Consider the following 22572-nt stretch of genomic DNA (forward strand, 5'->3'; position numbering starts at 1 on the left):
CCCCCCCGGTGGGGGGAGTTCCTAGTGGAACTGCTCCTCCTCCGTGGAGCCGGTGAGGGCCGTGGTGGAGGAGGCGGGGTTGATGGCGGTGGAGACCTGGTCGAAGTAGCCGGTGCCGACCTCGCGCTGGTGCTTGACGGCGGTGAATCCCTGCTCCTGTGCGGCGAACTCGCGCTCCTGCAGGTCGACATAGGCGGTCATGCCCTGCTCGGCGTAGCCGCGCGCCAGGTCGAACATGGCGTGGTTGAGGGAGTGGAAGCCGGCCAGGGTGATGAACTGGAAGCGGTAGCCCATCGCGCCCAGCTCGCGCTGGAACTTGGCGATCTGGTCGTCGTCCAGCGCGGCCCGCCAGTTGAAGGACGGCGAGCAGTTGTACGCCAGCATCTGGTCCGGGTGCTCGGCGTGGATCGCCTCGGCGAACTCACGGGCCTGGGCGAGGTCCGGGGTGCCGGTCTCGACCCAGATGAGGTCGGCGTACGGGGCGTAGGCGAGGCCGCGGGCGATGACCGGGTCCATGCCGTTCCGCACCCGGTAGAAGCCCTCTGCGGTCCGCTCGCCGGTGACGAACCGAGCGTCGCGGTCGTCGACGTCGCTGGTGATCAGGTTGGCGGCGAGCGCGTCGGTGCGGGCCACGATCAGGGTGGGCACATCGGCGATGTCGGCGGCGAGGCGGGCCGCGTTGAGGGTGCGCACGTGCTGGGCGGTGGGGACGAGGACCTTGCCGCCGAGGTGGCCGCACTTCTTCTCGGAGGCGAGCTGGTCCTCGTAGTGGATGCCGGCCGCACCGGCCTCGATCATCGCCTTGGTGAGCTCGAAGGCGTTGAGCGGTCCGCCGAAGCCGGCCTCCGCGTCGGCGACGATCGGCGCCAGGTAGTCGGTGGTGTCGCCCGCGCCCTCGGCGGTGGCGATCTGGTCGGCGCGCAGCAGGGCGTTGTTGATCCTGCGGACCACGCTGGGGACCGAGTTGGCCGGGTAGAGGCTCTGGTCGGGGTAGGTGTGGCCGGCCAGGTTGGCGTCGGCGGCGACCTGCCAGCCGGAGAGGTAGATGGCCTTCAGGCCCGCCTTGACCTGCTGGACGGCCTGGCCGCCGGTCAGAGCGCCGAGCGCGTGGATGTAGTCCTGCTCGTGGAGCTGACGCCACAGCCGCTCGGCGCCGCGCCGGGCGAGGGTGTGCTCCTCGCGGACGCTGCCGGAGAGCCGGACCACGTCCTCGGCGGTGTAGGTGCGCTCGATGCCCTTCCAGCGGGGGTCGCTCGCCCACCGCTGCGCCAGCTCTTCCGCCGTCGTCCTTGCCTGCGCCATGGCGTGTCTCCCGAAGTCGTGTGGTCGATCGTGTGGGTCGATCATGTGGGTCGACCGTGTGAAGGGTGCGAAGCCGGAGTCACTGAGTGACGCGACTTCTGGGTGCGGCCCACCGGACCTCCGAGGTGGAACGGTAAGCAATGCGCCCGGCCGACCGGTCCGAGATCCCGAGGAGAACGACGTCAGGGCATGAAATCGTGCTCGGTTCCCCGGCCCGGAGCCGGTGTCCGGTGGGCCGCAGGAACAACTCTGACAGTGGCACTGAGTGCCATCAACGGGGTACGCATGCCAAGTTCTGCAAATCTTTCGGCGTACTTTGCCAAGATTGCCAAGAGTCTGGAGGGGGTCCTGGCGGCTAGGGTTGTCGACATGTTGACGACAGCGGGAAGGGCCCCGAGGTGAGCAAGACCTACGCGGGCGCACGGCTGCGCAGGCTGCGCGAGGAGCGCGGGCTGAGCCAGGCGGAGCTGGCCAGGATGCTGGCGATCTCGCCGAGCTATCTGAACCAGATGGAGCACGACTCACGCCCGCTGACGGTGCCGGTGCTGCTCCGGCTGACCGAGGCCTTCGGGGTGGACCCCGGCTTCTTCTCGGAGCGGGACACCGCCCGGGTGCTGGCGGATCTGCGGGAGGCGCTCGCGGACGAGATCGGCGCGTCACGGATCTCGGCCACCGAGCTGTCCGAGCTGGCCTCCCGCCTGCCGGGGGTGGCGAACGTGCTGCTCGACCTCGGGCGACGTAACCAGGCACTGGCCGGACGGTTGGCGGAGGCCGCCGAGCTGCGGGGCGGCGGCGGTCCTGATCTGCCGCGCTCCCCGCACGAGGAGATCCGCGAGTTCTTCTACCGGCGGCAGAACTATCTGCACGAGACGGACCTGGCGGCCGAGGAGCTGGCGGCGGAGATCGGCGTACGCCCGGGCGAGGTGGTCCGAGCGCTCGCCGCCCGGCTGACGGAGCGGCACGGCATCCGGCTGGCCACCGCCTCCGACCGGCAGGGCGGGACCGGGTCCGGCCGCTCCACCCGGCAGCGCGGGGACGAACCGTCCCGGAGCACGCCCCGGGAGGCCGACTCCGGCCGGCTGCACCACTACAACCCGGATGCCCGAGTGCTCCACCTCTCGGGCCGGCTCCGGCCGGGCCAGCAGGCGTTCCGGATGGCGACGCAGCTCGCCCTGCTCGAATACGGCCCGGAGATCGCCCGGTTGGCCTCCGAGGACTACGACAAGTCCTCCGCGACCTGGCCCCTGGCGCGGATCGGGGTCGCCAACTACTTCGCGGGCGCGCTGATCCTGCCGTACCGGGCCTTCCACACGGCGGCCGAGGAGGTGCGGTACGACATCGAGCGGCTCACCGACCGGTTCGGCCTCGGTTACGAGACGGTGTGCCACCGGCTGTCGACGCTCCAGCGGCCCCGGCTGCGCGGGGTGCCGTTCTCCTTCGTCCGGGTAGACCGGGCCGGGAACATGTCGAAGCGGCAGTCCGCGACCGGGTTCCACTTCTCCCGCGCGGGCGGCACCTGCCCCCTGTGGAACGTGTACGAGGCGTTCGCCGCGCCCGGCAGGATCCACGTACAGATCGCGGCGATGCCGGACGGGCAGCGCTATCTGTGGACCGCGCGGGCCGTGACCCGGCACCGGGGCGGCTGGGGCGAGCCCGGCAAGACGTTCGCCATCGGGCTGGGCTGCGAGATCCGGCATGCCGGGCGGCTGGTCTACTCCGACGGTCTCGACCTGGACAACGCCTCGGCCGCGACGCCGATCGGGATGGGCTGTCGGATCTGCGAGCGGCTGGACTGCCCGCAGCGCGCGGTCCCGCCGCTGGGGCAGCCGCTGGCGATCGACGAGAACAGCAGCACGTTCGTGCCGTACCCGGTGAAGGGGACGCCTTCCGCGTAGGCGGTGCGCGTCCCCGTCACCGGACAGGGTCAGGAGTAGCGCAGCGCGATCGTGTCGCCGACCCCGATCGCCCGGTCGCGGGCGGCTCCGGCGAAGGCGGAGCCGTCGACGGACACCTTCCAGGTCGCCGAGCCGCTGTTGGCCTTCCCATTGACGGAGGTGATCGTTCCGGTGCCGGTCGCCGGGACGACGCCGCTGACGCAGCCCGCCGGGGTGGCGGCGCTCGTCGCGGCGGTCAGGACGTCGCCGAGGGTGGTGCTCGTACCGGTCGGGGTGAAGGCGACCGAGCAGACCTTCAGGGCGCCGGTGCCGTCGTCCACGGTGAGCGCCAGCTTCGTCGCCGTACCGGCCGTGAAGCCGCCGGCCGCGACCCAGGTGGGCGCGCCCGAGGTGACCGGGGTGGGCGGGGCGGCGGTGAAGCCGCCGCCCGCGACGGCGCGCAGGGCGTCGAGGGAGGAGTAGGCGGACGGGGAGGTGTCGGAGGGCTGGTACTTGAAGCCGCCGCCCGGGTTGAACTGCTGGGCGATGAGGAAGTCGATCGGGGTCTTGCCCATCGGGGTGAGGAAGTCGCCGGTCTGCGGGTTGATGCCGCAGGCGTTGAGCCCGGAGACGGCCCAGCCGTTGGAGCTGGTGTTGATGCCGTACATGGCGTTGAACGCGCCGGAGTTGTTGACCAGCTTGCTCTTGAGGAACGCCTTGGCCTGGAGGATGTCCGGGTCGGTGTTGGGGACGCCGGAGACGCAGAGCGCGGCCATGGAGGCGCCGGTCATGTCGACGTCGCTCGGCTTGTTGAGCTCGGTGGCGTTGCCCTCGGCCTTGGCGTAGGTCCAGCCGCCGTCGTTGTGCTGGTTGGCCCGGAGCCGGGTGACGATTCTGTCGACGAGCGCCTGCGGGACCCGCTGGCCGCCCGCCTGGGTTCTGGCGCCGCCCAGGGCGAGGGCGGCGAAGACGGTGCCGTTGTAGTTGGCGGACGGGCCGAAGTAGCCGGCCTCCGCGTTCTGCCAGTAGGCGTAGATGTCGGCGATCAGGTTGCGCGAGGCGGAGACCCGGGCGGGGTCGATCCCGGCGGCGTACGCGTTGAGGGTGCCGCGCTGGTAGTCGGTGACGACGGGGGTGGCGGAGGGCCAGCCCGGGGTGGCCAGGAGGTCGCGGTAGACGGTGCGGGCGTTCTTGGTGGCGTCGCCGCCCGGTGTCACGTCCACGGCGGCCGTCCCGGCGGCGGCGAGCGCGCCGAACGCCCACTCGTTGGAGAGGCCGGAGCCGGCGTACGAACCGTCCGCGGCCTGGAGGGACTTGACGTACGCCACGCCGTTGGTCGTCGAGGTGGCGATCTGGGCGGGCGTGGACGTCGCGGCGGCGGGCAGCGCCGTGAGGGCGAAGGCGCCGAGGACGGCGGGGACCACGAGGGCGATCCGGCGTGAGGTGCGGGGCGAGGTGCGGGGCGTGACAGAACGGGGCATGTGCCTGCTCCTGTGATGAGGGGCGCACGGCACCACAGCGCCTCCCGGGCCGCGCGAGGCGGGGCGGGGCTGGGGGTGGCCGACGCCCGGACGCGTGGGTACGGCTTCTCCTGGGACAACCGCCGTCTGGGCATTCGGGCTCGGGAACGGCCCCCTGCCGTCCCACACCGCTGCGCGTCAGCCCCGGATTCGCACCGGGTTCCCCCCTACGGCAGGCCAGGACGCTACCCGAGGCGGCACGGGCGCGCCAGGGACGGCCCGGGCCTACGCCGGGGGCGACCGGGAGGGAGACACAGGCCACCTTGACGGTCTCTTCGACAGCGTGTTCCAATCCGCCTGATACGCACTCAGCCCCAGGGGAAGCCGGTCGGAATCCGGCGCTGACCCGCAACCGTAGGCCCGCCACCGCGCGGGCGAGCCGGAATGCCTGGGGCCAGGAATTTCAGCGAGAAGCGCCGTCGCGGACTACGGCGTGGTTCGAACAGCTCCCCGGGGGCGGCCCCTTCGCGGCCGTGCCCTGCCGGGGAGCCGTCTGCCACGCACGGCCCGCCCGGACGACACGAGGGGCCGTGGTGGGGACCGCACAGCAACAGGACCGGCACGTGGGGAAGAAGAGACTTCTGTCGCTGCTCTCGGCGGCCGTCATGACCTTCGCCGCGAGCGTGGCGTTCGTCACCGGCGCGGGCCCGGCGGTCGCCGACCCCGTCGAGGAGTGCACGGCCACGAAGGGCGCGATCGTCGCAGTGGACTTCGGGCCGTTCGGTGGCGGGGTGGTGCGCGGCTGCGACACCACCCCGACCACCGGCTACGAGCTCCTCCACGAGGGCGGGTTCACCACCGAGGGAACCCAGCACGACGGCGACGGCTTCATCTGCCGGATCGGCGCGGGTTCCTTCAACTCCGGTACCCAGTACCCGACTCCGGCGACGGAGGACTGTGTGCTGACCCCGCTGCCCACCGCCTACTGGTCGTACTGGATCGCCTCGCCCGGCCAGGAGACCTGGTCCTACAGCCCGCTCGGCGCGATGAGCCGACAGCCGAAGGCGGGTGACGTGGACGCCTGGGTGTTCGGCGGCACCGACATCGGCGGCTCCACCGGGAAGCCCACCTTCACCCCCGACGAGGTCCGCGCCGGCGGCGGCGCGACCCCCGGCCCCACGGACGGCCCGACCGGCGGCCCGAGCGTGCCCGCCGGGGAGATCGACGTCACCGGGGCCGCCCGCTGGGTGACCGGTCAACTGCGCGACGGCACCCACGTGGTGGACGAAGGGTCCGAGACACCCAACGACTTCCTCACCACGGAGGCCGCGTACGCGCTCGCGGCGGCGAACGGCGAGGGTCCGGCCCTGGACAAGGTGACGGCCCACCTCGCCGGCCGGACCGACGCGTACGCCTACCCGGCCGGTACGGACCAGGCGCCCGACGCCACCGCGGCGGCCCGGCTGGCGCTGCTGGCGGAGATCACCGAGGCGGACCCGCGCACGTTCGGCGGGCACGACCTGCTCGGCGACCTCGCGAAGAACGTCTGCCCGGCCGGCCCGGAATCGGGCAGCCCCACCCCCGGCTGCACGGCCAAGGGCGACTTCCACGGCGCGGCGTACGCCGACGGCCAGGCGCTGGCCGTGCTGGCGCTGCTGCGCGGCGGGGTCGAGCCGCCCGCCGGGACCGTGACCCGGCTGACCCAACTGGTGTGCCAGGACGGCTCGGTGACCAGCATCCTGATCGGCCCGGGCGAGAACTGCGACGGCGACCCGGCGACCACCGGTCTGGTCTCCCTGGTGCTGGACGCGGCGGGCGGTCAGGACGCCGCCGTCGCCAGGACCCGTACGTACCTCAAGAAGGCGCAACTGGAGTCGGGCGCGTTCCCCGCGTACAACGGTGCGACCACCGGTTCCATCACGGCCACCGCGTACGCGGCGCAGGCGCTGCGCGCGCTCGGCGACGGCGGTGCGGCGGACGCGGCGGTCTCCTGGCTGTCGCGGCAGCAACTCGACGACGGCGGCTTCGGGTTCGACGAGGGCGCCACCGACGGGGCGCTCTACGCGACGGCCCCCGCCGTGCTGGCGGGCAGCGGCACCAGCCTCGCCACCCTCACCACGAAGGCGCCCGAACCCACCGTCCCGCCGACCACTCCCCCGACGACGCCCGGGCCCACCACCCCGCCGACGACGCGCCCGCCGGGTGAGGGCCCCGACCTCAAGAAGGGCATCGCCTTCCTCACCCGTCCCGCCAACCTCCTGCAGGGCCGCTACTACGACGACGGCAGCAGGACCGGGCGCGCCGACTTCGGCATGACCATCGACGGGGCCTTCGCCCTGGCCGCGACCGGGCACGACAACAACGCGCTGCGCACGATCGTGGACTTCTTCGACGGGACCGGCAAGGACGGCGCGGGCCGGACGCTGGACGACTGGACCGGAGCGGGTGGCACGCACGCGCTGGGCGGCTCGATGGGCAAGGCGGCACTGCTGGCCCAGGTCGTCGAGCGGGACCCGCGTGACTTCGGCGGCCGGGACCTGATCGCGGGCCTGGCCGACGCGGTCTGCGAGAAGCCGAGCACCGCCCCGGACCGCAGCTGTCCCGCCAAGGGCGCCTACACCTACGCGCCCTCCGTCTTCGCCCACTCCCTCGGGATCATCGCCCAGGTGCGGGCGGGCGAGGAGAAGGCGGCCGAGGCCCCGATCGCGTATCTGGCGGACCTTCAGCACTCCTCCACCGGGGCCTGGCCGAGCCTGATCCCGGCGACGGGCGACTCCGAGGTGGACTCGACCGCGATGGCCGCGATGACATTGGACCTGGTCCCCGGCGGCGCGCACGCGGCGGCCGTGGACAAGGCGCTGGCCTGGCTCGCCTCGCAGCAGCTGCCGGACGGCGGCTTCCCCGGCGCGTCCGGCAACTCGGTCAACTCGGCGGCGCTCGCGGTGCAGGGTCTGTCGCTGGACGCGGACACGTACGGGAAGCAGATCACGAAGGCGCTGAAGTTCCTCGCCGCGCAGCAGAACAAGGACGGCGGCTTCAACGTGGCCGCGGAGGGACAGCGGGGATCCGACATCCGCGCCTCGGCGCAGGCGGTCAGCGGGGCCACCGGCATCTCCTTCGGCGTGCTGACCCGCAGCCTGAAGGGCACCACGCCGAATCCGGTGCCGTCCTCCTCCGCCCCGGTGATCGTCACTCCCGGGGACGGCGCGGGCGGCTCCATCGTCACCGCCGACGGCCCGGGCGGCGGCGGGGGCAGCCTCGCGTCGACCGGCGCGCAGGCGCTCGGCCTCGCGGCGGCCGCCGCGGTGCTGGTCCTGGCGGGGTGGCGTACGGTCGTGGCCGCCCGCAACCGGCGTGCGGCGGCGGGCGGTGAGCGGTGAGGGTCCCCTTCCGCCGCACGGTCGGCCGGTGCCTGGCCGTCCTGGGCCTGGCGGGCGCGGTGCTCCTCACGCCCGCCACCCAGGCGTCGGCGGCTCCTCAGCCGATCGGCCGGTGCACCACCTCGTCGGGCGTGGTGCTCGCGGTCGACTTCAGCCACTGGGGCGGTCCCGTCTACCGCTCCTGCGGCACGACGCCGACGACCGGCTACGAGCTGCTCAACCAGGGCGGCTGGCGGACGACCGGCACCGGGCACGACGGCCCGGCGTTCATCTGCCGGATCGGCTACAGCGGATACCAGGGCGGCAAGCAGTACCCGACGTCCCAGCAGGAGGGCTGCGTCCTCACCCCGCCCGCCTCCGCCTACTGGTCGTACTGGCACGCCGGCCCCGGGGAGAACACCTGGGAGTACAGCCAGCTCGGCGCGATGAGCTACCGGCCCCGGCCGGGCAGCGTGGACCTGTGGATCTTCGGCGGGACGAACATCGAGGGCACGAAGGGCCGCCCGACGGTCACCCCGGACCAACTGCGCGCCCACAACTCCCGCCCCACGGGCGGCGATCCGGCACCGAAGCCCAAGCCGAAGCCCGACCCCGTACGGACGGCGCAGCGGCCGGCGGACGGCGACCAGGCCTCGCCTCCGCCCTCGGAACAGCCCTCGGAACCGGCCTCGCCCTCCGCTTCCGCGAGCCCGTCCCCGTCCGCCTCCGCCACCCCCTCCCCCAGCCCGTCCGCCTCGGTGACGACGGATGCGGCGGTGGCCGCGCCGGAGGCGTCGGCGAAGGTGGTGGACGCCGCGCCGGCGGCCGACGCGGAGCACGACTCCGGGTCGATGGTGCCGGTGGCGGCGACGGCCGGTCTCGTGGTGGTCATCGGCGGCGCGGCCGTGTTCGCCGCGAAGCGCCGCCGCCGTGCGGAGTAGCCCCCGCGTGTCCCGGGCGCCGGGGAAGCCGGGCGCGCCGGTCTCCGCCGCCGGGCCCGACACCGGCGGCCGGCGGCTGCCGCGCACCCTGCACCCGGTCGCCTGGTGGATCTGGGCGCTCGCCCTCGCCACGGCGGTCAGCCGGACCAACAATCCGCTGCTGCTCTTCCTGGTCCTCGCGGTGCTCGGTTACGTCATCACCGTGCGGCGCACCGAGGCCCCGTGGGCGCGCGGCTTCAAGTACTACTTGTATCTCGCGCTGACGGTGGTGGCGATCCGAGTGATCTTCCGGGCGGTGTTCGCCACCGGCATCACCCCGAACGACCACTACCTCTTCTCCCTCCCGCGCATCCCGACGCCGGACTGGTACGCGGGTATCCAACTGGGCGGCCCGGTGTCGCTGGAGGCGCTGCTGTCGGCCGCGACGGACGGCCTGCGGCTGGCCTGCATGCTGTGCTGCATCGGCGCGGCGAACACCCTCGCCAACCCGAAGCGGGCCCTGCGGGTGCTGCCGGGCGCGCTCTACGAACTGGGCGTCGCCGTCACCGTGTCGATCAGCGTCGCCCCCCAACTGGTGCAGAGCGTGCAGCGGGTGGCCCGCGCGCGTCGACTGCGGGCCGGTCGCAACAAGGGGCTGAAGGCGCTGCGCGGGATCGTCGTCCCGGTGCTGGAGGATGCGCTGGAGCGGTCGTTGCGGCTGGCGGCGGCGATGGACTCGCGCGGGTACGGACGGGCCGGTTCGGCGACGCGCGGCTCGCGCCGGCTGACCGGGGTGCTGATGCTGCTGGGCATGTGCGGGCTGTGCGCCGGGGCGTACGGCCTCCTCGACGCGTCCGCGCCCATGCTGCTGGGGCTGCCCGCGCTGGCGGCCGGTTCGGTGCTCTGTCTGGCCGGGCTGCGGCTGGGCGGGCGGCGGGTGACGCGGACGACGTACCGGCCGGATCCGTGGCGGTTCGCGGAGTGGGCGGTGGCGTCCTGCGGGGTGCTCTCCGCCGTGCTGCTGTTCGTCAACGTCGGCTACGACCCGGCCGAGCTGAACCCCTCGATCTATCCGCTGAGTTGGCCGACGCTGCCGCTCGTCCCGGCCGCCGCGATCCTGCTAGCGGGAGCGGCCGGATTCCTGGCACCGCCGCCAGGTACTCCGACTCCGACTTCGCGCATCCCCGCGCGACGCACCGAGGAATCCGCATGATCACCTTCGACCAGGTGTCCGTCGTGTACGACGGCGCCGACGAGCCGGTCCTGCGGGACGTGAACCTGAGGGTCGACGAGGGTGAACTGTGCCTCGTGGTGGGCCATACGGGGGTCGGCAAGTCGACTCTGCTGGGCGCGGTCAACGGGCTCGTCCCGCACTTCACCGGCGGCACGCTGTACGGCACGGTCACGGTCGACGGCCGCGACACGGCCGGCCACCCGCCGCGCGAACTCGCCGATGTCGTGGGCGTGGTGGGACAGGATCCGCTGGACGGTTTCGTCACGGACACGGTCGAGGAGGAACTGGCGTACGCGATGGAGCAGTTGGCCATCGCCCCGACGGTGATGCGCAAGCGCGTCGAGGAGACGCTCGACCTGCTGGGGCTCGCGGATCTGCGCCACCGGGCGCTGTACGAGCTGTCCGGCGGGCAGCAGCAGCGCGTCGCGATCGGTTCCGTGCTCACCGCCCATCCGCGGGTCCTGGTGCTGGACGAGCCGACGTCCGCGCTCGACCCGACGGCGGCCGAGGAGGTGCTGGCCGCGGTGACCCGGCTCGTCCACGACCTGGGGGTGACGGTGCTGCTGGCCGAGCACCGGCTGGAGCGGGTGGTGCAGTACGCCGACCGGGTCATCCATCTGCCGGGGGACGGCCGGGTGGTCTCGGGCCCGCCGTCGGAGATCTTCGCGGCCTCGTCCATCGCCCCGCCCATCGTCGAGCTGGGCCGGGCGGCGGGCTGGTCACCCCTGCCCCTGTCGGTACGCGACGCGCGGCGCGCCGCCCGTCCGCTGCGTACGGCGCTGGAGGGCACGGCGCCCCCGCCGGTGCGCGCGGTACCGGACGCCCCGGGCGCGGACCTGCTCGGCGCCCGGGGCATCACGGTCGCGTACCGGGGTGTCCCGGCGGTGCGGGAGGTGGACCTCGATCTGCGGGCCGGTGAGGTCACGGCGCTGATGGGCCGCAACGGCTCGGGCAAGTCGTCGCTGCTGTGGGCGCTCCAGGGCTCGGGTCCCCGCAGATCCGGGACGGTACGGGTGGTCGGGGACGGGGTCAGGGGCGGCGACCCGAAGAGCCTGTCCGCCGCCGAGGCCAGGCGGCTGGTCGGACTCGTACCGCAGACCCCGACCGATCTGCTCTACCTGGAAAGCGTCAAGCAGGAACTCGACCAGGCCGACGCCGAGTCCGCCACCGGAACAGGAAGCGGGACCGGGGGAACGTCCGCCCGGGCGCTCCTGGACCGGCTGGCCCCCGGCATCGACGGCGCGACGCACCCGCGCGACCTCTCCGAGGGCCAGAAGCTGGCGCTGGTCCTCGCGATCCAGCTGACGGCCGCGCCCCGGATCCTGCTGCTGGACGAACCGACCCGCGGTCTGGACTACCGGGCCAAGAGCCAGCTGATCGCCATGGTCGACGAACTCGCGGCCGAGGGACGGTCGGTGGTGATCTCCACCCATGACGTCGAGTTCGCGGCCCGTGCCGCGGACCGGGTGGTGGTGCTGGCCGAGGGCGACATCGTCGCGGACGGCCCGACCACCGAAGTGATCGTCGCCTCCCCCGTCTTCGCCCCGCAAGTGGCGAAGATCCTGTCACCACTCCCGTACCTGACGGTCGACCAGGTGACCTCGGTACTCCCGCACGGGAAGGCGGGCGCATGAAGGGCCTGAGGGACCTGCGGAACCTGCCGGCCCTCACCGAACGCTCCGCCGGGGCCATCCGCATCGCACCGCGCGCCGGCATCGTGATCGCCATGGCGGCGTTCCTCGGCCTGGTCGCCTTCTTCTGGCCCTTCGTCGTCGCCCCGGGCCGGCTCGGCGCTGCCTACGCGCCGCCGCTGATCTTCGGCGTGCTGCTGATCCTCGTCCTGTGCGTCGTGATCTCCGAGATCGCCGAGGGCGGCATCAACTCCAAGGCGCTGGCGATGCTCGGGGTGCTCTCCGCCGTGAACGCGGCGCTGCGCCCGCTCGGCGCCGGAACGGCGGGCATCGAGACGGTGTTCTTCGTCCTCGTCCTGGCGGGCCGCGTCTATGGTCCCGGCTTCGGCTTCACGCTGGGCTGCACGTCCCTCTTCGCGTCCGCGCTGATCACCGGCGGTGTCGGCCCGTGGATGCCGTACCAGATGTTCGGCTGCGCGTTCGTCGGCATGCTCGCGGGCCTGCTGCCCCGGGCCACGGGACGCCGCGAGGTCATGATGCTCGCCGTCTACGGATCGGTCTCCGGCTACCTCTTCGGCTTTCTGCTGAACCTGTCCTTCTGGCCGTTCTCGGTGGACCCGAACAGCTCCATCGCCTACCTCCCCGGCCTCCCCTTCACCGAACAGTGGCAGCGCTACCTGGCGTTCGACGTCGCCACGTCCCTCGGCTGGGACACCGGACGCGCCGTCACGAACTTCGTCTGCGTCATGCTGGCGGGCCCCGCCGTCCTCACCACCTTCCGCCGGGCCGCCCGCAAGGCCCGCTTCCGGGCGCCGGTCCGCTTCGTCGGCGGGAAGCCGGGCGGCGACGTGCCCACCGCGCGGCCCGACGCATGATGATGCCCGTACAATATGACCGCCCTGGACTCCAGTTCGATCCCTGAAAGGGTTGCAGCACCGCTTGAGATGCGATAGGTCAACAATCGCCGCGAGCCGCGAGCCGCGAGCCGCGAGCCGCGAGCCGCGAGCCGCGAGCCGCGAGCCGCGAGCCGCGAGCCGCGAGCCGCGAGCCGCGAGCCGCGCTGGGGCGGTGTGCCCGTAGCCTTTCGGGGTGGCCATGCACGCTAGCCAGCCCCTCCGTGTCCCCGTCGGCAGCGACGCCGGGCGGTGGAGCACCTTCCACGGTGAGAAGACCCTGGTCGTAGCGGCCCGTACGGTGACCTCGACCGTACGGGTCCTCGAATGCCTGCCCGCACTCCTGCGCGGGGACGGCCGGGTGACGGTCGTCTTCGCCCACGACCCCACCTCCGCCTTCAACGGCGGGGTGCTGGATCTCCTGCATGACGCGGGCTGCCGGGTCATCCCCTGGGAGCAGGTGAGCCAGGCCGAGCCCGATCTGATCCTCACCGCCAGCGAGAACATCGACGTCCCCGAGGGGCATTGCCCGGTCCTCGTGCTGCCGCACGGCATCGGCTTCCAGAAGCAGGTCCCCGACGCCCGTGCCCCGGGCGAGCGGCTGTCGGGGGTCGTGCCGGACAGTCTGCTGGAATCCGGCAGGGCCTGGCTGGCGATCTCGCATCCGGGGCAGGAGGAGCAGCTGCTCTCCTCGCATCCGAAGGCGGCCGGGCGCACGCTGCTGGTGGGTGACCCGTGCTTCGACGAACTGCTGGTCAGCGCGGACCGGGCGGGCGCCTTCCGGCGGGCGCTCGGCGTGCCCGACCGGCACCGCCTGGTGGTGCTCAGCTCCACCTGGGGGCCCACCTCCCTGTTCGGGCAGGACCCCGGGCTTGCGGCCCGGGTGCTCGCCGCCCTGCCCTACGACGAGTTCCGGGTGGCGGCGATCGTCCACCCCAACGTCTGGTCGGGGCACGGTTCCTGGCAGATCCGTAATATTCTGGCGCCCGCCCTGGACGCGGGGCTGATGCTGATTCCGCACATCCACGCCTGGCGGTCGGCGCTGGTCGCGGCGGACGTGGTCGTGGGCGACCACGGGTCGGTGACCCTGTACGGTGCGGCGCTCGGCAAACCCGTACTGCTGGGGGCCTTCGGGAGTGATGCCGTGCCCGGCACCGCGGTCGCCGCGCTCGGCCGGGCCGCGCCCCGCCTCGACGCCCACGACGACGTGCACGGACAGATCGTCTCCGCGCTTGCCGTCCAGCGGCCGGAGCTCTTCTCCGACGTCACCGAGGACGCCTTCCATCAGCCGGGCCAAGCGCTGCCCCGGCTGCGTACCGCGCTCTACGACCTGCTCGGCCTTCCCGAGCCGGAGTCCACCGCCCCGCCGGAGTGGTTCCTGGCCGAGCCCGCCGAGACGGGCACGAAGGCCACCGCCTGGATGGTCACCACGACCGGGCTGCCGCAGCACGGGCCGGACGCCGTCACCGTACGCAGACAGCCTGCGGCGGTGTGGCAGGAGGCGGACGCCCCGGGCGAGGACGAGACGGCCGGGCGCTTTCGCCATCTCGCCTGCGACGAGCGGGAGCCGGACCGGCGTCTGCTGGAGAGCGCCTCGGTGCTGCTGTGCGGCGCTCCCGTCCGTTCCGAGGCGGCGGGTGTCCGGTGGATCGGTGAGACCCTGGACCGCCTTCCGGGCTGCCGGCTCGCGGCGGCCGCGCTGGCGGGAGGCGGGGCTCTGGTGGGGCTGCGGGACGGCCGGATCGTGGAGGCCGCGGTGACGGGACCGGCGCACGACCCCGCTCTGCCCGCCTCAGCCGTCTACGCGCTGCTGCGCGCCGCCGCTCCGTTGGACGACACCATGGTGACCGTACGGGCCGGCGGGCGTGCCGAGGACCTGGTGCTCCGGCTGCGCGCACCCCGGCCGGGCGGCTCCTCCGGCTGAGCACGCACGGTTCCCCGCGTCACTCGGCCGCCGGTTCTCCTCCTGCCAGCCGGGTCCGCAGCTCCTCCGCGCGGGGGCTGCCCCCGGCCTCGTAGATCTCCAAGGCGCGTTCCAGATGGGCGCGTGCCTCGAGGGTGTCGCCTCCCTGCGAGCGCTTCTGGATGTCGGCGAGTGCGACGAGCGCCTGTGCCTCGTAGTGGGTCGCGTCCTTGTCCCTGAGGATCTCGGCCGCTTCGCTCAGCGCCCGTACCGCCTCGTCGGTCTCTCCCCGATGGTCGTGGGCGATGCCGATGGCCGCCTGCACCCGAGCCGCCATCCGCAGGTCCTTGCGCGCGACGAGCTCGTCGTGGGCGCCGCGCAGGGTGCGCAGGGCCTCACGGTGGTCCTTCGCCGCATCCTGGGCACAGCCGAGGAAGTAGGCCGCTATGGCGGCGCCGCGGCCTTCGTTCGCGGCCGTGTTGAGGTCGAGGGCCTTGCGGTAGGCCTCCATGGCCCGGCCGACGTCGAACCTGTCCCAGTACCGTCCGGAGAACTCCTGCACGGAGGCACGGACGACCAGATGATCCGAGACCTCGGCGCAGGCCTCGGCGGTGTCCAGCTCGCGGCGGGCGGCCTCGTGCTCGCCCAGGTCCATCAGCGGGCGCGACAGCAGGCTGCGCAGTCGCGCTTCGGCGGCCGGGACCACGGCCTCGGCGGCGGCGGCCGCGCCGAGTTCGAGCGACTCCCGCCAGTCGCCGAGGTGCCGGTGGTGGAAGAACAGGACCGTGAACGCCTCCGCGAGCTGCCAGACCTCGGTGTGCAGAGTCTCCTCGCGCGCTGCGGCACGCAGGACTCCGAGGATGTTGCGGTGTTCGGCCTCCAGCCAGTCCAGCGGCTCCGGTCCGTCCTGGGTTCCGAAGGGGTCGGGAACGTCGGCGAGCAGTTGGGTGAGGTCGGCGATCCGCAGCCGGTCCAACTGGACGGTCCGGTCGGCGAGTGCGGTGAGAGCCAGGTAGTGCAGCGTCACCCGCCGTACGAGAGCGGTCCGCCCGTCCGGCCCTTCTTCCTCCGTCGCGCGTTCGCCGGCGTGCAGCCGTACGAGGTCGTGGAAGCGGAAACGCCCGTCCGGCGTCTCTTCCAGCAGGCTGGCACCGGTCAGCGCTTCCAGTGCGTCGGCCGTGCGTTGCGGGTCCAGGCCCGCAGCCACGGCGGCGACTCCGGCGTCGAAGGTGGCTCCGGGGTACCAGCCCATCAGGCGGTAGAGCCGGGCCGGTTCCGGGGCGAGTTCACGGTAGGCGAGATCGAATGCTGCGGCCACGGACCGTTCCTTTCCCAGGGACATTCCTGCCAGTCGGCGCGGTTCGTCGGCCAGCTCCGCCGCGAGCGCCGCCAGGGTGAGCCGGGGCTTGGCCGCGAGCCGGGCGGCGACCACGTGCAGTGCCACCGGCAGCCCGGCGCAGAGATCCACCAGGCGTTCCGCCGAGGCCGGGTCGGCGGCGGCCCTCTCCGCGCCGCACCGGTCGGCGAGCACCTCCAGGGCGCTGTCCCGGTCGAGCGGCTCCACCGCCATCAGTTTCGCGCCGTCGGCGGCGAGCTCTCCGATCCCGCTGCCGCCGGCCACCACCAGGAAGCTGCCCTTCCCCTTCGGCATCAGCGCGGCGGCCTGGCCGGGTTGGGAGACGTTGTCCAGAAAGACCAGCAGGCGTCTGCCCGCCGACCGGCTCCGCAGGCGTTGGATCCGCTCCGCGAACGTGGCCGGGATGTAGGCGTCGTCGATGCCCAGGGATCGCAGACAGCACCGGGCCGCCTCGGAGACGTCCGCGCCCGCCGACTCTCCTCGCAGGGCCGCGAAATCTACGTAGATCTGTCCGTCCGGGAACCGCTTCCGGCCTCGTTCGGACCAACGGGAGACCAACGCGGTCTTGCCCACGCCGGGCGGTCCGTGCAGCGCGGCGAAGCCGACACTCGCACGGTCGTCCTCGTCGTTCGTCTCGGGGACCAGCCAGCCGTCGAGCGTGGCGAGGCCTTCGGTCCGGTTGATCAACCGGACGGCCAGTGGCGGGATCTCGTCGGGTGTGACCTGCGTTCCGACCGGCGGCGACGGCTCGACTTGGAAGGTGATGCCGCCGTGGATCGTGCCCGCCTGGACGACCGGTCCGTTGCCCGTGCCGGAGAAGTCGTTCCGCGCGGCGCTGTGCCGGGGCCCGTCTCCTGAACCCGAGGCCGTCACCTGGGGCCCGGTTCCTGCCGGGGCGTCAGCGGAGCGCTGCCGCCGTGGATCGACTGGGCCATGATCACAGGTGAGTTGTAGGTGCCACCGCTGATCGTGTTGTGGTTGATCGACACGGTCGTCCCGGCGGGCTGCTGTGGCGCCAGTTCCTCCAGCAGGCCCCGCAGCTCGTCCGCCGCCTCCGGGTTGGCGCGCAGGGTCCGGCGGAGCCTGGTCCGCCACTCCGCCTCGATGTCCGCGGCCGCGTCCTCGTCGGCGTCCGCCCGGGCCGCCATCAGCTCGGCCCGGGACTCCTCCAGCTCGGCGTCCACCGCCTCGGTGTCCTCACCGCGCGTCAGGATCCGGGCCACCCGCCCGCGCACCTGCGTCCAGGCCTCCGTCGCCATAAGCCCCACGAACGTCGTCGCACCCGATGCCGCCAACGCCGTCAATGCCGTCACCTCGGCTTCCACCGAACCCCCTCCGCCTTGCCTGTCGCACCGTACGGGCACGCAACCCGTCACCCGCACCACCGTAGAGAGCGAACAGTGCCTTCGGAAGCGGAATCGGGTGCATGGCGCAGAGCAGTTCCGGCCATGTCGGCCCGGAGGGTCTCCCGGCGCTACGGCGCCCGGCCTTCCCGTGCGTCCGGTCCCTCCGGCCGGGTCGGCAGTCCGGCCATGAGTGCCGTTCCGACCAGGACGTGCATCAGCGCGAGGGCGGTCCGTGTTCCACCGCTCATCCCGGATCCGGTCAGCGGCAGGAACGACAGCAGGAGCACCACGGCGGCGGCCACGGTCCACAGGGGGCGTGGCCGGCGTGTGAAGCGTTCGAGGGCGGCCAGCAGTCCCCAGCCGGCCAGTGACGCCAGCAGGGCGAGGAGGACAACCGGTAACAGGCCTATGTCCAGGCTCTCCTGTGCCGCCGGGTCGGTGATGCGCAGCCGGTGGCCGAGGACCGGGTCGGCGACGAGCCAGACCACGGCGGGCGCGAGCACGGCGACGAGGACCGTGGTGGTCCGACGGCGTCGGTGCGAGGGGGCGGTCATCGGTCCGCTCCCCGTGTCGCGGCGAGTGCTCCGTGGAGGAAGACGTCCGCCAGTTGGCCGGCGGTGAGGCGTGACGGGTCGTCGGGGCGCGGACGGGTGAACAGCAGGCCGAGGAACAGCGCGGCGGCCTGTTCGACCGGCAGGCGGAAGGACTCGGCGTCGGGCGCCAGGAGTTCGGCGACCGCGCCCCTGATCGCGGCCATCGACTCCTCGCGTCCCATGCCTCGGGCCTGTTCGCCCGTCGCGCTGTCGCGGCGGCGGTGGCCGGATGCGTGCAGGGATCCCGCGATGGCGCCCATCCGGTCCAGGTGCGCCTCCAGGGCGTCGGCCGCCTCGGCCAGGCGGTCGGCCGTCGGAAGGTCGGCCGGGATGGACATCAGCTCGCGTACGGCGTGGTCGTGGCGCATCGCCTCCGTCATGCAGGCGTCCAGAAGCTCCTCCTTGTCGGCGAAGACCCGGAAGATCGTCGCCTCACCGATACCGGCGGCGCGGGCGATCTTGGCGGTGGTGACGGCCGCGCCGTACTCGGCGATCAGCGGGATGGCCGCCTTGACGATCATTTCGCGGCGCTGTTCGGGGCTCATGCCCGCCGCACGGCGACGGGTCGCTGGTTTCTCGGTCATGGCTCGAACGGTACGGAGTGAGTACTCACTCCGTCAAGGCTTCCCGGCCGCCCCCGGACGGAACCCCTTCCCGCGCAACCACCGGCGCGCGGGACGCGTGATGATGGATGAGGGGCCGCGACACGGCGGGGTCCCGCCGACACCGCCGGCCGGCGCTCCCGGAAGGGCGTTCGCCATGTCCGCAGCCGGAGTGAAGACATCGGTCGCAGCGCTGTTCACCGCGCTCCTGCTGGCCGTGACCGCCGCGTGCACGGGCGGGGACGGTTCGTCGCCCTCGCCCAGCAGCAGTTCGCCGTCCGGTACGGGCAGGGCCGCCGACGTACTCGCCGTGAAGATCGACAACGTGCAACCCGCGCGCCCCCACACCGGCCTGGAGCAGGCCGACATCGTCTACGTCGAGCAGGTGGAGGCCGGGCTGAGCCGGATCCTCGCCGTCTACTCCTCCGACCTGCCGCCGGTCATCGGCCCGGTGCGCAGCGCCCGGGAGACCGATCTGGAGCTGCTGCGGCAGTTCGACCGGCCGACGCTGGCCTTCTCGGGGGCCCAGAGCAGGCTGCTGCCGGTCATCGACCGCGCGCCGTTGGACGCCGTACCACCCTCGAAGGCGCCGGGGGCGTACTTCCGGGGCCAGGACCGGCCGGCGCCGCACAATCTCTATCTGCGGCCGGAGAGAATCCCGTTCACCGCCTCCGGCGTCGACGCCGTCGAGGAACTGGGGCTCAGGACCGGCGCGCCGCCGCCCGGGGGCGAGCCGGAGGACAGCCGTACGGTTCGCTATCCGTCGGCTTCGGTGACGTTCACCTGGTCCGCCGAACACGAGCGGTGGCTCGTCTCCCTGGACGGCTCCCCCGCCCGCACCGCCGACGGCGCGCGGATCGGGGCCGGTACGGTCGTCGTCCAGGACGTGACCGTACGACCGTCGGACTTCAGCGACCGGTCCGGAAACGTCACTCCGTTCACCGAGACCGTGGGAGCGGGAAGCGCGGTCGTCCTGCGCGACGGCCGGGCGCACGAGGCCCGGTGGGCACGGGCATCGGCCGACGCGGACACGGTGTACAGCACCCCCGACGGACGACGCGTCGATCTCGCCGACGGGCCGCTCTGGATCCTGTACGCGCCGCGCGGGGGCACCGGGTCCGCGACAGGCCGATGACTGAGGCACGGGGAGGGGTGTCCCGGGCGGTGGAGGACCCCACCGCCCGGGACGCCCCGGTTACGCGATGTCCTACTGCCAGACCTTGATGTAGTCGACGCTCAGCTTCTGCGGGAAGCGGCTGGTGGCGTCGGGCGAGCCGGGCCAGTCACCGCCGACCGCGTTGTTGAGGATCAGGAAGAAGTCGTGGTCGAACACCCAGGGTCCACGGGTGCTCTCCAGCTCCTCCTTGTCGACCGTGTGCGACACCTGGCCGTCGACCCGGAACGTCATGCCCTCGCTGTTCCAGTCCACGGCGAAGGTGTGGAAGTCGTCGGCGAAGTCCTGGCCCCCGGGCAGGGAGTACGGGGCTCCGTAACCGGCCGCGCCGTTGTACGCGGGTGCGTGCAGGGTGGAGTAGGTGGTGTTCGGCTCCTTGCCGACGTGTTCCATGATGTCGATCTCGCCGGTGTAGGGCCACGGGCGCCCCTGGTCGAAGTAGTCCGCGCCCAGCATCCAGAACGCGGGCCAGAGCCCCTGCGTACCGGAGACCTTGATGCGCGCCTCGACCCGCCCGTAGGTGAACTGGAACTTCCCGTAGGTGTTGAGCCGCGCCGAGGTGTACTGGCACGTGGTGCTGCCGCTGAGCGGGTCGGGCGGGCAGGCCGAACCCGGGGTCTCCTCGCGGCGGGCTTCCAGGACGAGGCTGCCGTTGCCGTCCTGGGCGGCGTTGTCGTTGTCGGTGTAGTACTCCAGCTCGTTGTTGGGGCCGGTGCCCGTCTCCGGGACCCATTTGGCCGGGTCGGGCGCGGCGCCTGCGGGGCCGTTGAACTCGTCGCTGAACACCAGCCGGTCGTACGTGGGGTCGGCGGGCAGCGGCGGTGCGGGGATCGGCGCTCCGCCGGTGCCCCAGACCTGGAACTCCCAGAGCGAGTAGCCGTATTCACCGCTGCGCTGGGTGGCGTAGAGGCGTACGTGCCGGCCGGTGCCGGTGACGTCCAGCGTCTCCTTGAACCCGGTGCCCGAGTCGGTCTCGTGGATCGTCGTCCAGTCGGTCCCGTTGTCGGAGACCTCGATCCGGTAGGCCTTGGCGTGGGCCGGGTCCCACTGGAGGACCACCCGGTGGATCTCGGCGCGGGCGCCGAGGTCGACCGCGATCCAGCCCGGGTCGGTCCAGCCACCCTCGGGGCTGGTGGCCCACCGGCTGGCGGGGTCACGGTCGAAGGCCTTGTCCGGCAGGCATTCCCAGCAGGTTCCGTCGTTCTGCGAGGTCGAGGCGGAGCCGGCCCTGCCGTAGGAGAGCAGGACGTCGTCGTCGCCGGGAGCGGTGCCGCCACCGGTGGTGGAGTAGACCTGGAACTCATGGAGCGAGTAGCCCCAGGCGGTGGCGCGCTGCGTGCCGTGCATCCGGACGTAGCGGCCGGTCCCGGAGACCGTCAGCGTCTCGACGCCCCCGGTGCCGGTCGTGGTGGAGTGGATCGTCGTCCAGTCGGTCCCGTCGTCGGAGACCTCCAGCCGGTAGCCCTTGGCGTACGCGGCCTCCCAGTCGAGGACGACCTGTCCGATCGAGGTGCTCGCGCCCAGGTCGACGCGGAGCCACTCGTCGTCGGTGGAGGCGCTGGCCCAGCGGGTGGCGGTGTCGCCGTCCACGGCGGACGGGGCGGTGAAGGGCGCCTCGGTGCTGGAGGCGGTCGCCGGCTTTCCCTGGGAGACGAGAACGGCAGCGGCGGCGGCGCGTTCGGGAGTGACGGCCACCGAGAGGGTGAACAGGAGGGCCACGGCGGCCATGACCGCCAGGGCACCGCGCAACCGTGGTGTTCCACGGGCTTCCATGCGAACTCCTTGCTCTGTGAGGGGGTTGGGCCGAGAGAGCGCTCCCCCGCAGTGGGGAGACTGGCGGGAGCGGAGTGAACCGTCAAGAGCTGTGGCCGGGTTGATTCAAGAGACCACAGGCGACGGCGTCCGACTTGTCGTTCTGATGCCTGGTCAACTACCTCTGAGCTTTCAGGAGATGAAACATCGGGCGGCCCGGCCGACCGGGCGCGGCATTCCTGCGCACAACTCTTGACGTGACGGAAACACGGGAGAATCATTCGGCTACCGAGAGAGCGCTCTCTCCTTCTGGAGCGCGAGTCCGCACCTGTTCCACCTCCGCCCCTCCGACCTTTCAGGAGATCAGCCATGTCCGTTGCCCTCGTCAGACCCTCGCGGCCCCAGGTGGCCGCATCCCGTCGATGGCGCACCCTGGCCCTCGCGCTCGTCACCACGCTGGTCGCGGCGCTTCTCGCGACCGTGCAGGCGGCTCCGGCGCAGGCCGCGCCCGTCCTGCTCTCCCAGGGCGGCGCGGTGACCGCGTCGAGCGAGGAGAACGGCGGAACGGCCGCGGGCAACGCCGTCGACGGGGACGGCGGGACGCGCTGGTCCAGCGCGTTCGCCGATCCCCAGTGGATACGGATCGACCTCGGCTCCCCGGCCGCTCTCAGCCGGGTCGAACTCGCCTGGGAGGCCGCGCACGCGAAGAGCTACCGCATCGAGATCTCGGCGGACGGCGACACCTGGACGACCGCCTACAGCACCACCGCCTCCACGGGCGGCGACGAGACCCTGACCATCTCCGGCGACGCCCGCCACGTGCGCCTGACCGGCACCGAGCGGGCCACCGGATACGGCTACTCGCTCTGGGAGTTCAAGGTCTTCGGCACCCGCGACGGCGGCGGCGGTCCGGAGATTCCGGGCGGCGGCGACCTCGGCCCCAACGTCCATGTCTTCGACCCGTCCACGCCCGACATCCAGGGCAAGGTCGACGCGATCTTCGAGCAGCAGGAGGAGGCCCAGTTCGGCAGCGGCCGGCACGCGCTTCTGTTCAAGCCGGGCACGTACAACAACCTGAACGCGCAGATCGGCTTCTACACACAGATCGCGGGCCTCGGCCTCAACCCGAACGACACCACGTTCAACGGCGACGTCACGGTCGACGCGGGCTG

At 72.6% G+C, this 22572-nt stretch carries 16 protein-coding genes and 2 riboswitches; of the genes, 9 read left to right on the top strand and 7 right to left on the bottom strand.

Annotated elements, in window-relative coordinates:
- Positions 1–21: 21 nt before the first annotated feature.
- Entirely contained in the window at positions 22–1302 is a 1281-nt protein-coding gene (gene aceA / locus ACIQPT_RS13360) for an isocitrate lyase (RefSeq protein ID WP_401155534.1), read from the bottom strand.
- Positions 1303–1700: 398 nt separating this feature from the next.
- On the opposite strand from aceA, the gene ACIQPT_RS13365 reads away from it, so the two are divergent.
- Positions 1701–3197: a short-chain fatty acyl-CoA regulator family protein gene (locus tag ACIQPT_RS13365; RefSeq protein ID WP_401155536.1), complete on the top strand. Its 1497-nt coding sequence runs from the start codon at positions 1701–1703 to the stop codon at positions 3195–3197.
- Between the two features lie 29 nt (positions 3198–3226).
- Here ACIQPT_RS13365 and ACIQPT_RS13370 read toward each other — a convergent pair whose 3' ends face one another.
- Positions 3227–4657 (bottom strand): prenyltransferase/squalene oxidase repeat-containing protein, encoded by a 1431-nt coding sequence (locus ACIQPT_RS13370; RefSeq protein ID WP_401155537.1) that lies wholly within the window; start codon positions 4655–4657, stop codon positions 3227–3229.
- 128 nt (positions 4658–4785) lie between these two features.
- Positions 4786–4862, bottom strand: a riboswitch (cobalamin riboswitch).
- Between the two features lie 150 nt (positions 4863–5012).
- Positions 5013–5086: riboswitch (cobalamin riboswitch) on the top strand.
- 143 nt (positions 5087–5229) lie between these two features.
- Here ACIQPT_RS13370 and ACIQPT_RS13375 point away from each other — a divergent pair.
- From ACIQPT_RS13375 to ACIQPT_RS13400, 6 genes are all read left to right on the top strand, one after another.
- Positions 5230–8016: a prenyltransferase/squalene oxidase repeat-containing protein gene (locus tag ACIQPT_RS13375; RefSeq protein WP_401155539.1), complete on the top strand. Its 2787-nt coding sequence runs from the start codon at positions 5230–5232 to the stop codon at positions 8014–8016.
- Positions 8013–8936, top strand: coding sequence for a hypothetical protein (locus ACIQPT_RS13380; protein ID WP_401155540.1), 924 nt, complete (start codon positions 8013–8015; stop codon positions 8934–8936). Before ACIQPT_RS13375 ends, ACIQPT_RS13380 begins: the two co-directional genes overlap by 4 nt.
- A 7-nt stretch (positions 8937–8943) precedes the next feature.
- Positions 8944–10128: an energy-coupling factor transporter transmembrane component T gene (locus ACIQPT_RS13385; protein ID WP_401155542.1), complete on the top strand. Its 1185-nt coding sequence runs from the start codon at positions 8944–8946 to the stop codon at positions 10126–10128.
- Entirely contained in the window at positions 10125–11783 is a 1659-nt protein-coding gene (locus tag ACIQPT_RS13390) for an ABC transporter ATP-binding protein (protein WP_401155544.1), read from the top strand. The genes ACIQPT_RS13385 and ACIQPT_RS13390 overlap by 4 nt, the downstream gene beginning before the upstream one ends.
- A complete protein-coding gene (locus tag ACIQPT_RS13395; protein WP_401155546.1) occupies positions 11780–12655 on the top strand; it encodes an ECF transporter S component in 876 nt (291 codons plus the stop codon). The genes ACIQPT_RS13390 and ACIQPT_RS13395 overlap by 4 nt, the downstream gene beginning before the upstream one ends.
- Positions 12656–12875: 220 nt before the next feature.
- Positions 12876–14597, top strand: coding sequence for a hypothetical protein (locus ACIQPT_RS13400; protein ID WP_401155589.1), 1722 nt, complete (start codon positions 12876–12878; stop codon positions 14595–14597).
- A 19-nt stretch (positions 14598–14616) separates the two neighbouring features.
- Here ACIQPT_RS13400 and ACIQPT_RS13405 read toward each other — a convergent pair whose 3' ends face one another.
- From ACIQPT_RS13405 to ACIQPT_RS13420, 4 genes are all read right to left on the bottom strand, one after another.
- Positions 14617–16806 carry an NB-ARC domain-containing protein gene (locus ACIQPT_RS13405; RefSeq protein ID WP_401155548.1) on the bottom strand — a complete coding sequence of 730 codons (2190 nt, stop codon included), beginning with the start codon at positions 16804–16806 and terminating at the stop codon, positions 14617–14619.
- Positions 16803–17258 carry a hypothetical protein gene (locus ACIQPT_RS13410; protein ID WP_401155550.1) on the bottom strand — a complete coding sequence of 152 codons (456 nt, stop codon included), beginning with the start codon at positions 17256–17258 and terminating at the stop codon, positions 16803–16805. The genes ACIQPT_RS13405 and ACIQPT_RS13410 overlap by 4 nt, the downstream gene beginning before the upstream one ends.
- Before the next feature lie 149 nt (positions 17259–17407).
- On the bottom strand, positions 17408–17833 hold the full coding sequence (locus ACIQPT_RS13415; protein WP_401155552.1) for a DUF6069 family protein: 426 nt from the start codon (positions 17831–17833) through the stop codon (positions 17408–17410).
- The gene (locus tag ACIQPT_RS13420) at positions 17830–18456 is read right to left on the bottom strand and encodes a TetR/AcrR family transcriptional regulator (protein ID WP_401155554.1); all 627 of its coding nucleotides are present in this window, start codon (positions 18454–18456) and stop codon (positions 17830–17832) included. The genes ACIQPT_RS13415 and ACIQPT_RS13420 overlap by 4 nt, the downstream gene beginning before the upstream one ends.
- A 175-nt stretch (positions 18457–18631) precedes the next feature.
- Between ACIQPT_RS13420 and ACIQPT_RS13425 the strand changes: the two genes are divergently transcribed.
- Complete coding sequence (locus tag ACIQPT_RS13425) at positions 18632–19609, top strand: DUF3048 domain-containing protein (RefSeq protein ID WP_401155556.1); 978 nt, start codon at positions 18632–18634, stop codon at positions 19607–19609.
- A gap of 72 nt (positions 19610–19681) precedes the next feature.
- Here ACIQPT_RS13425 and ACIQPT_RS13430 read toward each other — a convergent pair whose 3' ends face one another.
- Positions 19682–21421 (bottom strand): discoidin domain-containing protein, encoded by a 1740-nt coding sequence (locus tag ACIQPT_RS13430; protein ID WP_401155557.1) that lies wholly within the window; start codon positions 21419–21421, stop codon positions 19682–19684.
- Between the two features lie 348 nt (positions 21422–21769).
- On the opposite strand from ACIQPT_RS13430, the gene ACIQPT_RS13435 reads away from it, so the two are divergent.
- On the top strand, positions 21770–22572 hold an 803-nt coding region (locus ACIQPT_RS13435; protein WP_401155558.1), incomplete at its 3' end, for a discoidin domain-containing protein.

The organism is Streptomyces sp. NPDC091289 (assembly GCF_044757365.1).
Classification (GTDB): Bacteria; Actinomycetota; Actinomycetes; order Streptomycetales; family Streptomycetaceae; genus Streptomyces.

Bases quoted from the DNA above. Each gene is read 5' to 3' on its own strand.
- aceA (WP_401155534.1), bottom strand. From the start codon at position 1,302: ATGGCGCAGGCAAGGACGACGGCGGAAGAGCTGGCGCAGCGGTGGGCG.
- ACIQPT_RS13370 (WP_401155537.1), bottom strand. From the start codon at position 4,657: ATGCCCCGTTCTGTCACGCCCCGCACCTCGCCCCGCACCTCACGCCGG.
- ACIQPT_RS13390 (WP_401155544.1), top strand. From the start codon at position 10,125: ATGATCACCTTCGACCAGGTGTCCGTCGTGTACGACGGCGCCGACGAG.
- ACIQPT_RS13395 (WP_401155546.1), top strand. From the start codon at position 11,780: ATGAAGGGCCTGAGGGACCTGCGGAACCTGCCGGCCCTCACCGAACGC.
- ACIQPT_RS13400 (WP_401155589.1), top strand. From the start codon at position 12,876: ATGCACGCTAGCCAGCCCCTCCGTGTCCCCGTCGGCAGCGACGCCGGG.
- ACIQPT_RS13415 (WP_401155552.1), bottom strand. From the start codon at position 17,833: ATGACCGCCCCCTCGCACCGACGCCGTCGGACCACCACGGTCCTCGTC.
- ACIQPT_RS13420 (WP_401155554.1), bottom strand. From the start codon at position 18,456: ATGACCGAGAAACCAGCGACCCGTCGCCGTGCGGCGGGCATGAGCCCC.
- ACIQPT_RS13425 (WP_401155556.1), top strand. From the start codon at position 18,632: ATGTCCGCAGCCGGAGTGAAGACATCGGTCGCAGCGCTGTTCACCGCG.
- ACIQPT_RS13430 (WP_401155557.1), bottom strand. From the start codon at position 21,421: ATGGAAGCCCGTGGAACACCACGGTTGCGCGGTGCCCTGGCGGTCATG.